Genomic DNA, 14,981 nt, shown 5'->3' on the forward strand with positions numbered 1-14,981 from the left:
TTCCTCTCTGCGACTCTGTGCCTCTGTGGCTAACCCATCCTGATTTCCAAATTCAACCCTATGAGCACCGAAGCCCAAATCGCCCAATTCCGCCAAACCTACTCTGCCCTCCGCGCCGAGATCGGCAAGGTTCTCGTCGGTCAGGACGCCATCGTGGACAGCACGCTCATCGCCCTGTTCGGCGGCGGGCATGTGCTGCTCGAAGGCGTGCCCGGCCTCGGCAAGACGCTCCTCGTCCGGACGCTTGGCGAAGTGCTCGACCTCAGCTTCAGCCGCATCCAGTTCACGCCCGACCTGATGCCTGCCGACATCCTCGGCACCAACCTCGTCATGGAAACGCCCAACGGCCGGCGCGAATTCCAGTTCCAGCGTGGCCCCATTTTCGCCCACCTCGTCCTGGCCGACGAAATCAACCGCGCCACGCCCAAGACGCAATCGGCCATGCTCGAAGCCATGCAGGAAAAGCAGGTCACCGCCGGCGGCGAACTCCGCAAGCTGGTCGAACCCTTCTTCGTCATGGCGACGCAAAACCCGATTGACCAGGAAGGCACCTACCCGCTGCCCGAGGCGCAACTCGACCGCTTCTTCTTCAAGCTCCTCGTCGGTTACCCGACGCACGCCGAGTTGTCCGAAGTCATGGCTCGCACCACCACCGGACACAAGGCCGAGACCGGCAAAGTTCTCGACCGCGACCGCCTGCTGGAACTCATGACCCTCGTTCGCGAAGTGCCCGTCGCGTCGCATGTGCAGGATTACGCCGTGCGCCTCGTGCTCGCCACGCATCCCAAGACCGCAACCGCCGTGGCCATCGCGAATCAATACCTCCGCTTCGGCAGCAGCCCGCGCGGTGCGCAAACGCTCCTGCTCGCCGGCAAGGTCCGTGCCCTTGCGAACGGCCGTTTCAACGTCAGCTTCGAGGACATCCAAGCCATCGCCCATGCCGCGTTGCGCCACCGCCTCATCCTCAACTTCGAAGCCGAAGCCGAAGGCATCACCACCGACCACGTCATCGACCAGGTCATCAAGGAAGTGCCAAAGACCGTTGAAGCCGTGAATGCCTGATTTCACCGCGGAGGCACAGAGGCGCGGAGAAATGCATTGCAACTATCATCAATTCGGTTTTTTGAACTCCGCGTCTCCGCGTCTCCGCGGTTATTAAAATGGCTCTCCTCACCCCCGAACTCCTCCGCCAGCTTGAGCAATTCCAGTTGCTCGCGGCGCGGCGTGCCAAGAGCAGCGCCAAGGGCGAGCGCCGCAGCCGCGCGCGCGGCCAGTCCGTCGAGTTCGCCGACCACCGCAATTACGTTCCCGGTGACGATTTCCGCTACCTCGACTGGAATCTCTACGGCCGCCTCGACCGCCTCTTCCTCAAGCTCTACGAGGAGGAACGCGAATTGCCCGTCCGCATTTTCCTCGACGCCAGCGAATCCATGACCTTCGGCGAGCCGCGCAAATTCGACTTCGCCCGCCAGGTCGCCGCTGCCATCGGCTACATCGCCCTCTGCGGCTTCGACCGCGTGAGCGTAAACGTCTTTCCAGGTGCGGAACGCGGAGTGCGGAGTGCGGAATTAAAACCTGCGTCCGCGAATGATAATTCCGCAGTCCGCAGTCCGCAGTCCGCACTCAACGCCCTTTCCCGTGTGCGTGGCAAAAAATCCTCTCTCCAATTCCTGCAGAACCTCTCGCGCCTCCACGCGGGTGGTGCCGCGAACTTCAACGAGTCCGTGCGCCGCGGCGCACTGGAAGCCCGCCAGGCCGGCCTGGCTGTCGTGCTCAGCGATTTTCTCGATCCCGCCGGTTACGAAGCCGGTCTGACCACGCTCCTCGGTCGCGGTTTTCAGGTGGATGTCGTCCAGATTCTCGCGCCCGAGGAACTGGAGCCCACCACCTTCGGCGACCTGCGCCTTGTGGATGCCGAAACCGGTGACGAACGGGAAGTCACGTTCGGCAAGTTCCGCCTGAAACATTACCAACAGACCGTGCAAAACTTCTGCGGCCGCCTGCGTGAGTATTGCCAGACGCGCGGCATGAACTATTTCCTGGCCTCGTCGAAAACGGACCTGAGCGACTTGTTGTTAAAGCAACTGAGGCAGGCGGAGGTGCTGGGATGAATGCGGAATTCGGAGTGCGGAGTGCGGAGTGCGGAATATCCAGAGGTGCTCGGCGCAGGCAAGCTTGAGCGGCGAAACAGGAAGCCATGAGCAACGAAAACTTAAAGTTGAGGACGAAGAAGTTCGCTCTTGCAACAATCAAATTCTTCGAGTCGTTGCCCAAGAATGAAACGTGCCGGATTTTAGGCAGACAGCTTCTGCGCTCAGGAACATCTGTTGGCGCGAACTATCGGGCGGCTTGTCGTGCGAAATCCACCGCCGACTTCATCAGCAAGATGGGAACGGTGGAGGAAGAAGCCGACGAATCCAGCTACTGGCTGGAGCTGCTGGTTGAAGATGGCAAGGTGCCCACGGCGAAGGCTGCCCCGCTGATCAAGGAATCGAACGAACTGCTGGCCATCACGGTTGCCTCCATCAACACCGCCCGCAAATCCGGAGGCCGCGAATGAAACCAATGACACGCGAAGGCGAAGCATTCCGCACTCCGCACTCCGCACTCCGCACTCAAAGATGAGTTTTCTGGCCCCCATCGCCTTCTGGTTCGCCCTGACGTTGCCCGTCGTGGTGGTGTTTTACCTGCTCAAGCGCAAGCGGCAGGTGAAGCTGATTTCCTCGACGCTGATGTGGCAAAAGTTCCTCGCTGAAACCCAGGCGAACGCGCCGTTTCAAAAGCTTCGCAACAACTGGCTGATGCTTTTCCAGCTCCTGTTGCTCGCGCTTGCGGTGCTGGCGCTCGCGCGGCCTTACTTCCTCGGCAAGGCCAAGAGCAGCGAGCTGCGCATCGTCATCCTGGATGCGTCGGCCTCGATGCAGGCCACGGACGTGGCGCCGTCGCGCTTCGAGGCGGCGCGCACGGAAGCGCTCAAGCTCGTGGATGCGCTCAAACCGGACGAGCGCATGATGGTTCTGCTCGCGGGGGCCAATGCCGTCGTCAAACAGTCGCCAACGACGGACAAGGCCACGCTGCGACGCGCGATTACGGCGTGTCAGCCCACGGATTCTCCGACGCGCCTGGCAGACGCGCTCAAAACAGCCAGTGCGTTCTCCTATGAAAAACGCGGCGAATCCGAGGAGGCCGTGGCGGAGATTCATCTCTTCAGCGACGGCGCGGCGGCAGACCTGGCGGAATTCGACAACAAGGCGCTGCCGCTGGTTTACCACAAAGTCGGCGCGCGTTCGGAAAATCTCGGCATCACCGCGCTCGACGTGCGGCCGAATCCCGACGACCCGCGTCAGCGCGCGATTTACACGAGCGTGGCCAATTTCGGGACCAACACGCTGACCACGGAACTCGAGCTCGCCTTTGACGGCACCGTGGTGGACGCGCGTTCACTCACGTTGGAATCCAACCAGACCGCGCCGCAGGTGTTCATCGCCACGCAGCCAAGCAACGGTGTATTCTCGGTGCGCCTCACGGCCAAGGACGATCTGGTCGCCGACAACTATGCGGCGGTGTTCAGCATTCTGCCGCAGCCGGCAAAGGTGCTGCTCGTCACGCGCGGGAATCGCTTCCTCGAAAAGGCCCTGCGCGCCGTGCCCAATCTGCAGCTCGCCACGGCCACCGATTCGACCGACAACGCCGCGCCGTTCGATTTCGTGATCCTCGACGGTGTCACGCCCACCGTCTGGCCCGTGGGCAATGTGCTGGCCATTCAAGTCGCCGAAACAAACTGGTTTGACGGCATCAGCCGTGTCGAATCGCCGGCGCTGGTGGACTGGCGCACGTCCCATCCGCTGCTGCGCTACGCGCCCTTTGACAACGTGGCAGTGAAGGAAAGCGGCGTGGTGAAGGCGCCAAGCTGGGCCGTGTCACTGCTCGAAGCGCCGCAAGGTTCGTTGCTCGTCGCCGGCGATCTCGGCCGGCGTCGCATCGTGTGGCTGGGCTTCGACGTGCTCGACAGCAACTGGCCGTTGCGCGTGTCGTTCCCCATCTTCATCGCGAATGCGGCGGAATGGCTGAATCCGGCCAGCGCGCACAACGCCGAGCTGCTCGTCAAAGCCGGCAACCCGTTCCGGCTCACGCTTCCCGCGCCGGTCACCAGGGCCGAAGTGCAGTTTCCCGACGGCTCCAAACGCGCGCTCGATCCGGATCCCAAGGCGACGGAACTGGTCTTTGGCGACACCGCGAAGGAAGGTGTTTATCGCCTGACCGCCGGCACGAACACGACGACCTTCTGCGTCAACCTGCTGGACGCGAACGAAAGCAATCTCAAACCGCGCGACGAACTTTCGCTCGGCAAATACACCAAGATCACCGCCAGCAAGGCGAAGCCCGCGAACACGGAGCTCTGGCGCTGGCTCGCCATCGCCGTGCTCGTCGTGCTGCTGTTCGAGTGGTGGTGGTATCACCGGAGGACGGCGTAGGGATTTATGATTTACGATTTGCGATTTACGATTGGAGCGCCGGTCTCCGACCCGGCCCGCAGTCGCGGCGTCTCGGCAGAGTGCCGCCAGTCTTCAACTTTTCAATTTCCGGCGGCCTGCCGACACGCCGCCGCGAGGCAGGCATGAACGAGCCGCCCCCAATCTCACGCAACGTGCGAATCGTCCAAGACCACACGAACTGCGAAGCCGTCTCCCTCTCCCCTTCGGAAGGGGAGAGGGTGGCGAGCGCTGCTGGTAAATTGGCTGGCGTCGTGAAAGGAGTCCTTCGCGCATGAACGAACGCAGCAACAAGAACTGCCCGAAAGACGAATTTGTGCAACGCGAAGTGGCGCAATTCTGGGGCTGGCTCGTTATTCCGCTCATCGCCGTGGTTGCGGCGCTCTTGCTGCCAGCTATTAAGCTGAAGTCCAAGCCAGTTGTCATCCTCTACTGCGCCCAGGATCAGGAATACGCCGAGCCGTTGCTGAAACAATTCGAGCAGGAGACCGGCATCCGGGTGAAGGCGCTTTACGACAACGAGGCGGTGAAGACCGTGGGGCTGGCGAATCGCCTGCTGGCGGAGCGCAATCATCCCTTGTGTGATGTTTTCTGGGGCAACGAGGAACTCCGCACCCGGCAGCTTGCGGCGCAAAATGTTTTCCGGGAGACGAACGGCTGGACGGCGTTCGGCTATCGCTCACGGCGGATTGTCATCAACACGAACTTGGTTGCATTCGCCGAACCCACCCCCAACCCCTCCCAGGAGGGGAGCAATGATGGAGCGCGCACGAACGCAAGTTCCCTTCCTGGGAGGGGGCAGGGGTGGGTTGCCCCGCGGAGCCTTTTGGATCTGACCAACGCCATCTGGCGCGACAAAGTCGCGCTGGCCTATCCGCAGTTCGGCACGACCGGCACGCACATGAACGCACTGCGCCAGCTCTGGGGCGAGGCACGCTGGCTCGCTTGGTGCCGGGGCTTGGTGGCGAACGGCACCAAACTCGTCGATGGCAATTCCGTGGTTGTGAAACTCGTCGGGCGCGGGGAGGCAGCCATCGGGTTGTCGGACTCGGATGACATTTTGGCCGGTCAGCGCGAGGGCTTGCCGGTGGCGATGCTGCCGTTGGGACCGGAGTCGCTGCTCATTCCCAATACTGTCGGCGTGATTCGGGGCGCCCCCCACGCGGCCGCGGCGGAAAAGCTCAGGCAATTTCTGCAACGCCGCGACGTGGTGGAAAAACTCGTCGCCGCGCATGCGCTCGAGTCCGTGGAATCCCCGGTGGACCGCGCCGCCCGCGACGGACTTCTGCAACCCGACTGGCCCGTCATTCTGCGTGATTTGGATACGACCACCAAGCAGCTCAACGAGGAGTTCCTGAAATGAACGGGAGTCAAAAGAGTGTAAATGCCCGCCCTCACCCCGGCCCTCTCCCCCAGGAGAGGGAGAAACTCTCGCCGGTTATTTTTAAAACTGATGCGTATGGCACGCTCGACCGTCTTGATGCAAAACACGAAGAGGTGGGGATAAAAGCTGGGCTGTCGGACTTCCCAAGTGCCGCGACACGTCACCTCCTCTCCCCGGGGGAGAGGGCTGGGGTGAGGGCGGGCGTCGAACTAATTTCATGAACTGGCTCCTGCTCCAGAACAGCTTGCTGGTCAGCGCGGTCACCACGCTGCTGGCGATGGGGTTTGGCCTGCTGGCGGCGTTGTGGCTGGCCGCGGCGCCGGCCCGCGGTCGGGCAATCGGACTGGCAGCAGCGGTAGTGGCGCTGGCCATGCCGCCATTCCTGGTGACCAACAGCTGGCTCGACTGGCTCGGGGTGGCCGGCGTGTTGCATCGCTGGCTGCCGGTGAACATTTTCTCGCTGCCCGGCGCCGTGTGGATTCTGGCGCTGCTGCTCTGGCCCATAACGGCACTGGCGGTCTGGAGCCGGTGGGAGCGGCTTGAACCGGAACTGCTCGAAGTGGAACCCGCCTTGCGCGGCACGGCGCTGATCGGGCGGCTGCTGTTGCCGGCGGCGCGGACGCCGCTGCTCGTGGCGGGTGCGCTGACGTTTGTCCTCGCGCTTAATAATTTTGCCGTGCCCGCCATTTTGCAGGTGAAGGTGTTCCCCGCGCAGATGTGGATTGATTACAGCACCAATCTCGACACGCTCGGCGCCTTCAAACTCAGCCTGCCGCTGATCATCATTCCGCTCGCGGTGCTGGTGTTGTTGGCGCGGGCGGACCTGGCATGGCCTGCGCTGCGCGGCCGTTTGCCGGCGCACCTCTTTCACCGGCAGCTCGGCCGCGGCTGGCGGATGATCGCCCGCACGTTCACCCTGATCGTAGTGCTTCTGTCGGTTGGTGTGCCGCTGCTGCAACTGGCCACGGCGGCGCGCACGTGGGTGGAACTGCCCGGCGCCATTGAAGCGGGCGAGGGCGCGTTGTGGAATTCCATCTGGCTGGCCGCCGTTACGGCAACCTTGTGCGTTGGGCTCGCGCTGCTCCTCGGAGCCCCGCGCGGCGCGCGGCGCGGTGTGAGTCGGGCCCTGCTCGGCGCTCCGTTGTGGCTGCCTTTCCTGATGCCCGGTGTGTTGATTGGCGTGGCGTTGATCTGGTTGTTCAACCGGCCCGCGCTGACGTGGTTCTACGCGAGCTTCGGCATCGTGCTGGTCGCGCTGGGGTTGCGTTACTTTGCCATCGGCCGGAGCGTGGCGGCGCACGCATTGCGCACGACCGATCGCGACTTGAATGATGCGGCTCGCCTGGAGGGTGCATCCCGCTGGCAAATTCTGTGGCACGTGCAATGGCCGCAAATCACTCCGCAGCTCGGTGCCGCGTGGTATGTCATCTACCTGCTGTGCCTGTGGGACGTGGAATCGCTGGTGCTGATCATGCCGCCGGGCGGCGAAACGCTCGCGCTGCGCGTGTTCAACCTGCTGCATTACGGCCACAACGCACAGGTGAACGCCCTGTGCCTGACGTTGCTCGGCGCCGCTGTGGTGCCGCTCGCGATCTGGCTGGTGGGGCGGTGGGTGCGGTTCATGGCGGACGGCGGATGGCGGATGGCAGCCTGGAAGCAGGCCGCCGGCACGTCGCTTCTGATCGCGCTGGCGTTCTTGCCCGGCTGTTCGCCGTCGGGCTCCAACAAGAGCGCACCGCTGGCGAGCAGATACTTCTCCCGCGCCATCGTCATTGCGACGCGCGGCGTGGGCGTGGGCGAGGTGAACAAGCCCCGGTCGGTGGCGGTGGATCACGATGACAACCTCTACGTCGTGGACATGACGGGCCGCGTGCAAAAGTTCTCGCCAGACGGAAAATTCCTCCTCGACTGGCAGATGCCGCAAATCACGCGCGGCAAGCCGAAGGGCATGGGCTGCGACGCCGACGGCAACATCGTGGTCGTCGAACCGCACTACAAGCGCATCAACCACTTTTCGCCCGACGGCCGGCTCGTGGCGCAATGGGGCATCTCCGGCACGAACGTCGGCCAGCTCGACATGCCGCGCTCGTTCGTGGAAAATTCGCGGCACGAAATTTTCGTCACTGAATACGGGCTCGTGGAGCGAATTCAGAAATTTAAGCTGGGCGTGAGCCTGAAGAACGCGCCCACCCTGAACTGGAATCCGCACGAGACTGACGAGCAGGCCTTGAGCGAAACGCGCCTGACGCCGGCCAAGTTCCTCGCGTGCTACGGCAAGCCGGGAACCGCGCCGGGCGAGTTCAACCGGGCCGAGGGCACCTGTCTTGACGCGGACGACAACCTCTACGTGGCGGATTCGTGCAACCACCGCATTCAAGTGCTGACGAGCGATGGCCAGTTTCTCCGTGAATTCGGCAAGCCGGGGAGCGTGCCCGGCGAACTCAGCTATCCTTACGACGTAAAAATGGACCCGCAGGGCAACCTGTTCGTATGCGAATTCGGCAACAGCCGCATCCAGGTGTTCGATAAAAACGGGCATTCGCTGGAAATCATCGGCAAAGCCGGTGCGGCGCCGGGCGAGTTTAACAATCCGTGGTCCGTTGCACTGGACTCGCACGGCAACCTTTACGTGGCCGATGCGTTGAATCACCGGGTGCAGAAGCTGGTGCGGCGAAGGGAAACATCAAACAATGAACATCAAACTCCCAACAACGAAGCCGCGCGCCGAGTCCGCGGGTTCGAGACTCGTGCGGTTCTCCCTCACCCCGGCCCTCTCCCGCTGGGAGAGGGAGAAACGTCCACCGTCACACCGCAAGGCGACACGCTGAATTTTTCGATGGAGCGATCAATTTTCTCAGTGGCACGCATTGCTGTTCCCTCTCCTTGGGGAGAGGGCCAGGGTGAGGGAGGACGTAAACAAATTGATTCCGCGCCTCCAGTTGCTTTGCTCCGCGTTTCACCATGAACTTCCATTTCACCCATCCACTGTGGTTGATCGCGCTGGCGCCCGCGCTGGCGTGGGTCGTGTGGCTGGCCGTGAAGTCCGATGTGCAGACGGCGAAGTGGCGCCGCTGGACGTCAGGCGCGTTGCGGGTGCTGGTGTTGCTCGTCATCGTGCTCGCGCTGGCCGGATTGCAATGGCTCCGTCCCATCGAAGGCATGAACGTCTTCTTCCTGCTCGACCGGTCGGACAGCGTTCCCTCGGCGCAACAGGACGCCGCGAAGGAGCAGGTGAACAAATTCGCCGCCGGCAAGGAGCGCATGGACAAGGGCGGGGTCATTGTGTTCGGCAGCGGGGCGGCCATCGAGTTTTCGCCGAACCCGATTGTGGACGTGAAGAAGATTCAAGCCGTCGTGGGCACCGAGCGCACCGATCTCGGCGCGGCCATCCGGCTCGGCACCGCGGGCTTTCCGGAAACCGGCCAGAAGCGGCTCGTGTTGATGTCCGACGGCAACGAAAACATCGGCGACGCGATGACCGCGCTGGTGGCGGCACGTTCGCTCGGCGTGACGCTCGACGTGCTGCCCGTGGGCGCGGCGCGCGTGAACGACGTTTCGGTGCAGAAGCTTGGGCTGCCGTCGAATTTGAAGAAGGGCACGTCGTTCGACGCCAAGATTTTTGTGCAGGCGGATCACCCGACGGCGGCCACCGTGCGACTTTATCGCAACGACCAGTATCTCGGCGAACAGGCAGTGCAGTTGGAGCAGGGCAAGAACCTGCTCACGTTTCCGCAGAAGCTGACCGAACCGGGCTTCTACAATTACGACGTGCGCGTGGAAGCCAAGGACGACGTGCTCCCGCAAAACAATCGTGCGTCGGCGTTCACCTTTGTGCGCGGCGAGCCGCAGTTGCTCGTCGTGTCCAGCGAACCGGACCAGGACCAGACACTCGTGAGCGCGTTGCAGTCGCTGAAAATGGAAGTGAAGCTCGTGCCGCCCGCGCAGTTTCCGTCGTCGCTGGCCGAATTGCAGGACTACGACGCAATGTTCCTGTGCAACGTTAACGCGGGTGACCTGGGCCGTGACAACCAGAAGCTCATCGAAAGCGCCGTGCGCGACTTCGGCGTCGGCCTGGTTTGCATTGGCGGCGACCAGTCGTTTGCGGCGGGCGGCTATCGCAACACACCGCTCGAAACGGTCCTGCCGGTCAGCATGGAGCTGGACAGCAAAAAAGTTCTGCCCAGCGGCGCCGTGGTGCTGGTCATGCACGGCATGGAATTTGCCAATGGCAACCAGGTGGCACGCGATTGTGCGCAGGGCGTGCTGGCCGCGCTGGCGCCGCAGGACCAGATGGGGGTGATTCTGTGGGACGGTCGCGAGCGCTGGCTCTTCGAACTGCAAAAGGTTGGCGACAAAAAGGCGCTCGCTTCGCAGATCGCGGGCATGAACCAGGGCGACATGGCGAGCTTCCAGGGCGTGCTCGAGAAATCCCACGACGCCCTCAAGAAGTGCACATCGAACCTGAAGCACATCATCATTTTCAGCGACGGTGATCCGGGGCCGCCACAGGATTCGCTGTTGCAGGCCATCGCGAACGACAAGATCACGATCAGCACCGTCCTCATCTCCGGGCATTTCCCGCCGGACACCATGATTCACATGGCCGATCTGGGCCGGGGCCGTTTCTACAACGTCACCAAGCCCGAGGAATTGCCGCAGATTTTCCTGAAGGAGACGGCGGTGATTCTGAAATCGGCCATTTACGAGGAGCCGTTCAAACCCCAGGTCCGCGCGGCGAGCGAACTCATCCGCGGCATTGGGGCGAACGAGTATCCGCCGCTGCTCGGCTACGTGGCGTCATCACCAAAGCCGCGGGCGGAAACGCCGTTGTGGACGCAGCAGGGCGACCCGTTGCTGGCGCACTGGCAATACGGTCTGGGCCGCGCGGTGGCGTTCACATCCGATGCGAAGCCACGCTGGGCGAAGTCGTGGCTGGCGTGGGAGAAGTATCGCCAATTCTGGGTGCAGGTGGCGCAATGGAGCTTGCGGCGCACCGAGAATGCCGACTTCAGCACCGACGTGTCGCTGGACAAGGGCGACGGGCTGATCAACGTCGAGGCGCTCGATGCGCAGGGCAATTACCGCAACTTCCTGAACCTGCAGGCCATCGTCGTGAGCCCGAAAGGCGAACGCGTGGTGGTGCCCGTGCGCCAGAGCGGACCGGGCCATTACGACGCGAAGTTCCCGACGAAGGAGCCGGGCGTTTACGCGGTGAACGTGGTCGAGATGGACGGCAGCAAGGTCGTGGCGCAGCAGACGGCGGGCGCGAGCATCAATTACTCGCCGGAGTTCAGCGACCCGGCGCCGAATTACAATCTGCTCCGACGCCTGGCCGAGGCGGGCGGCGGGAAGGTTCTCGACGTGCGCAACCCGGCGGACAACCCGTTTCTGCATGACCGCGCGAAAACCTTCCAGCCGCGCGACCTGTGGGAGGCGTTGCTGCAATTCGCGGTGATTTGCTTCGTGTTCGACGTGGGCTTCCGGCGCATCCAGATCGAGCGCGAAGCGTGGCAGCGGGCCGTGGCGGCGGTGAAGGGGGTGGTGCTGTTCTGGCGGCCGAAGCCGAAGGTGACGAAGCCCGACGAATCGCTTTCGGCACTGCTGGCACGCCGTGACGCCGTGCGCGCCGCCACAACCAAACCGGTCGAGGAACGGCCGGAACTGTTCCAGCCAACGCAACCGATTTCGCTGCCGCTGCCGGGGACAGAGCCGAAACCTGAGCCGGCCAAACCGGCGGCCGAACCCGCGCCATCCGGCGGTGAGCCGAAGCCGCCCGAAGGCAGCACTGCCAGCCGTTTGCTCGAAGCAAAGCGCCGGGCGCAGAAGAAGAAATAGGGCTGTCGCCGGTGAACGCCGGAGGAGTTCTGGCGGCGCTTGCGCAGGGCCGAATTGTGAGAGAGGGTTTGTCAACTCAACCTCCTTATGGCCGACCTTGGTTTCAGGCTGGAACTGCTCGCACTGGTGCTGCTGGTTGGATGCTTGATTTATCAACGGGCGAAGCGCACGGCGCGCCGGGCCGCCTTCCTTCAACAATTTCAACGGCCCGGGGTGGGTCTTGATACGGCACCGTTGCTTCCCCGGCTGGCCATGGTGCGGCGGGATTTTGCCCTGGCCGCACAGGCGCATGCGGCCGGTCTGCGCGCGCGCCACGCATGGCTGGCCGCCGCCCGGCTCCGGCTGGAACAGTTGCCGTTCTTTGGGCACCCGCCGGCCGAGTCCACGGGCCGTTCGGATTAATTTTCTTCCCCCGCAAAATCTCTTCGCTTCGTTGGTTGCATCCCGGTGAATTTGGGTTAAATAGGCGGGGTCAATTTTCCGCTGTCGTCGCATGAAAGCTGTTCTCCGGATGAGTGCCGTGGTGCTGGTGCTGGCCTGCCTGGGCGTTTGGCTGCTCACGGGCGCGCACCGCGGTTGGACCCAGACCAGCGTCACCATCATGCGCACCGATCCCGTGACGGACCTGAACTATCCCGAAACCAAAAAGCAGTTCGTGATGGGGGTGGACCTGCTGGGCGGTGGACTGTTGCTCGCGGCCGGGCTGGCCGGGGCGAGTTTTCTGGGCAAATCTTGAATCACGTAAACGAACGGATTTTAATCATGAAACACACCTTCCTCGCCATCGTTGTTTGGGGCGCGGCCGCGCTGGTCACGGCCCGGGCCGAAACGCAAACCTTCGACTTCAAGGATCCCAAGGGCGTGAACAACGCCGTGTTCAAGCTCGATGCGCCGCTGGAAGCCATCAATGGCACGGCAAACGGCATCAGCGGCACGGTGGTTTACGATCCCGAGAATCCCGCGGCGTTGTCCGGCAAGATTGTGGTCGAGGCCAGGACCCTGACGGTGCCGAATCCGATGATGAACGGCCATCTGCACGGCAACCAGTGGCTGGACGTGGCCAAGTTTCCGGAAATCACCTTCGAAGCGGCCAGGGTGGCCAATGTGAAGCGCGACGGCACCAGCGCCAGCGCCGACGTGACCGGCAAAATGACGATTCATGGCGTCACCCGGGAGCTGACGATTCCGGTGAAGCTGAACTATCTCAAGGGCAAGCTGGGCGACCGCGTGCCCAACCAGCAGGGTGACCTGCTCGTCCTGCGGGCGCATTTCACCATCAAGCGCTCCGACTTCGACATCAATCCGGGTGCGCCCGCGGACAAGGTGGCGAATGAAATCGAGCTGACGCTGAGTCTGGCCGGCGCCGCGCCAAGGCCCTGACGGATTTCAAAGCGTCGGGCGACGGGCACCAGCCCGGGTGAACGCACCGTCACCGCATGAAAGCCAAATTCGTTCCGCCGGACAACCGGCCGCGCTGTTCGTGGTGTCTCAGCGAGGACATTTATGTCCGCTACCACGACGAGGAATGGGGCGTGCCCGAGCACGACGACCAGAAGCTGTTCGCCAAGCTTATCCTCGACGGCGCGCAGGCCGGGCTGAGCTGGATCACGATTCTCAAGAAGCGCGAGAACTACTACCGTGCGTTTGATCAGTTCAATCCGGAGAAAATGGCACGTTACTCGGAGAAGAAGATTGCCGCGTTGCTCGCGGACCCGGGCATCGTCCGCAACCGGCTCAAAGTGAATGCCGCTGTCACGAATGCGCGAGCCTACCTGAAACTGCGCGAGGAACTGGGGAGCTTCGACCGCTTTCTCTGGCAGTTTACGGGCGGCAAAACCAAACGCAATGTGTGGAAATCGCCGGGTCAACTGCCCGCCCGCACGGTGGAATCCGATGCGATGAGCAAGGCACTCCAACAGCGCGGCTTCAAGTTTGTGGGCAGCACGATATGCTACGCGTTCATGCAGGCCGTCGGCATGGTGAACGACCACCGGGTGGATTGCTTCCGTTACCGCGAGGTGTAGCCGGACAGGCGAGACGCCCGTCCCGCTACCAAATCCGCGACCAAAGCACCTTCAGGTAACGTCCTTCCAGCGCGTTGGACATCACGGGATGATCGTGACCGGGGCCGGTGCGGTCGAAGGTTTGCAAACGCCGGTTGAGCCGATGCGTGGAACGGATGACGAGGTTCTCGAAGGCCTCCAGCGAAACCAGCCCCGAGCAGGAGCACGTCACCAGCAGGCCGCCGGGCTCCACCAGTTGCACACCAAGCCGGTTGATGTCCTCGTATTTCTGCCAGCCCAGGCACTGTTCTTCTTCATCGCCCTGGACGAGCTTCGGTGGATCCAGCACCACCACGTCCCAACGCGCGCCGTTTTGGTGCATCTGGCGCATCCAGCCAAAGCCGTCGGCGTGAATCCACTTGATGCGATTTTGCTGGTTGAGATTGCCGTTGCGGCGCGCCTGCGCGATGGCTTCTTCGTCCAGGTCCACGGCGGTGACTTCGGCCGGTTCGCCCAACGTGGCCGCCGTCACGGCGAAACCACCGGTGTAGCAGCACACGTCGAGCACGCGTTTGCCTTTCACAAGTTTGGACAGCAGCAGACGATTTTCCCGTTGATCACAGAAGAAACCCGTCTTGTGACCCTTCGTGAAATCCACTTCGTAACGGACGCCGTGCTCGCGCACGCGGACTTGTTTTGGCGGTGGCGTGGCGGCGCGTTTGATGTGAATGCCCTCGAAGCGCGCGATGTGGTCGTCCACATTCACCACTTCTTGTTTGGTGCCGAGGCGCGCGTGGAGCGCGGCCAGAATTTGCGGCAGCCGCTGGTAAATGCCGAGGCTGTGGACCTCGACGCTCAGCGTGTCGGCGTAGCGATCCACCGTCAGGCCGCTGAGTGCGTCGCCGTCGGAGTTGACCACGCGGTAGCAGTCCATTTGCGCGTCGAGCTGCAACGTGTTCACACGCCAGTCCACGGCGCGTTCGATCGCGGTGGCAAAATAATCCTCGCCCGTCGGTTGCGCTCCATGCACGAGCACCCGCAGCGGCACGCGCGCCCGGGGATTGTAGAGGCCCGCGCCAAACACCGTGCCATCCTTCTTGTAAACGGTGACGAGGCTGCCGGGCCGGGCGTCGGGCGAAGCGGCCTTGATCATGGCCGGATAAATCGTCGGACTGAAGCTGATGGTCTTGAGCTGCACCCACGGTGCGGACCAGGTTTCGCTGCCCGGCGGCGGGGCGTCCTCCCGCGTCGGGCGGGGCGAGGGCG

12 protein-coding genes are annotated in these 14,981 nt (G+C 62.9%); 11 read left to right on the plus strand and 1 reads right to left on the minus strand.

What is annotated here, in order from left to right; all coding sequences use genetic code 11:
* The first annotated feature begins 60 nt into the window (after positions 1-60).
* From VFV96_15975 to VFV96_16025, 11 genes are all read left to right on the plus strand, one after another.
* The gene (locus VFV96_15975; protein HEU5071902.1) at positions 61-1,062 is read left to right on the plus strand and encodes a MoxR family ATPase; all 1,002 of its coding nucleotides are present in this window, start codon (positions 61-63) and stop codon (positions 1,060-1,062) included.
* 98 nt (positions 1,063-1,160) lie between these two features.
* The gene (locus tag VFV96_15980) at positions 1,161-2,111 is read left to right on the plus strand and encodes a DUF58 domain-containing protein (protein ID HEU5071903.1); all 951 of its coding nucleotides are present in this window, start codon (positions 1,161-1,163) and stop codon (positions 2,109-2,111) included.
* 86 nt (positions 2,112-2,197) lie between these two features.
* The gene (locus tag VFV96_15985) at positions 2,198-2,560 is read left to right on the plus strand and encodes a four helix bundle protein (protein HEU5071904.1); all 363 of its coding nucleotides are present in this window, start codon (positions 2,198-2,200) and stop codon (positions 2,558-2,560) included.
* A gap of 61 nt (positions 2,561-2,621) precedes the next feature.
* Positions 2,622-4,475 carry a VWA domain-containing protein gene (locus VFV96_15990; protein HEU5071905.1) on the plus strand — a complete coding sequence of 618 codons (1,854 nt, stop codon included), beginning with the start codon at positions 2,622-2,624 and terminating at the stop codon, positions 4,473-4,475.
* A 292-nt stretch (positions 4,476-4,767) separates the two neighbouring features.
* Entirely contained in the window at positions 4,768-5,856 is a 1,089-nt protein-coding gene (locus VFV96_15995) for a substrate-binding domain-containing protein (protein HEU5071906.1), read from the plus strand.
* Positions 5,857-6,094: 238 nt separating this feature from the next.
* Positions 6,095-8,842: an ABC transporter permease subunit gene (locus tag VFV96_16000; protein ID HEU5071907.1), complete on the plus strand. Its 2,748-nt coding sequence runs from the start codon at positions 6,095-6,097 to the stop codon at positions 8,840-8,842.
* Positions 8,839-11,712 carry a glutamine amidotransferase gene (locus VFV96_16005; GenBank protein ID HEU5071908.1) on the plus strand — a complete coding sequence of 958 codons (2,874 nt, stop codon included), beginning with the start codon at positions 8,839-8,841 and terminating at the stop codon, positions 11,710-11,712. Before VFV96_16000 ends, VFV96_16005 begins: the two co-directional genes overlap by 4 nt.
* A gap of 87 nt (positions 11,713-11,799) precedes the next feature.
* Positions 11,800-12,114 (plus strand): hypothetical protein, encoded by a 315-nt coding sequence (locus VFV96_16010; protein ID HEU5071909.1) that lies wholly within the window; start codon positions 11,800-11,802, stop codon positions 12,112-12,114.
* A gap of 91 nt (positions 12,115-12,205) precedes the next feature.
* Positions 12,206-12,448, plus strand: coding sequence for a hypothetical protein (locus VFV96_16015; GenBank protein HEU5071910.1), 243 nt, complete (start codon positions 12,206-12,208; stop codon positions 12,446-12,448).
* Positions 12,449-12,474: 26 nt separating this feature from the next.
* Positions 12,475-13,092 (plus strand): YceI family protein, encoded by a 618-nt coding sequence (locus VFV96_16020; GenBank protein HEU5071911.1) that lies wholly within the window; start codon positions 12,475-12,477, stop codon positions 13,090-13,092.
* Positions 13,093-13,148: 56 nt separating this feature from the next.
* A complete protein-coding gene (locus VFV96_16025) occupies positions 13,149-13,736 on the plus strand; it encodes a DNA-3-methyladenine glycosylase I (GenBank protein HEU5071912.1) in 588 nt (195 codons plus the stop codon).
* Between the two features lie 25 nt (positions 13,737-13,761).
* Here VFV96_16025 and VFV96_16030 read toward each other — a convergent pair.
* Positions 13,762-14,981 (minus strand): class I SAM-dependent rRNA methyltransferase (locus VFV96_16030; GenBank protein HEU5071913.1); only part of this gene is annotated, 1,220 nt, incomplete at its 5' end.

The sequence above is a fragment of the Verrucomicrobiia bacterium genome (genome assembly GCA_035765895.1).
Taxonomy (GTDB): Bacteria; Verrucomicrobiota; Verrucomicrobiia; order Limisphaerales; family DSYF01; genus DSYF01.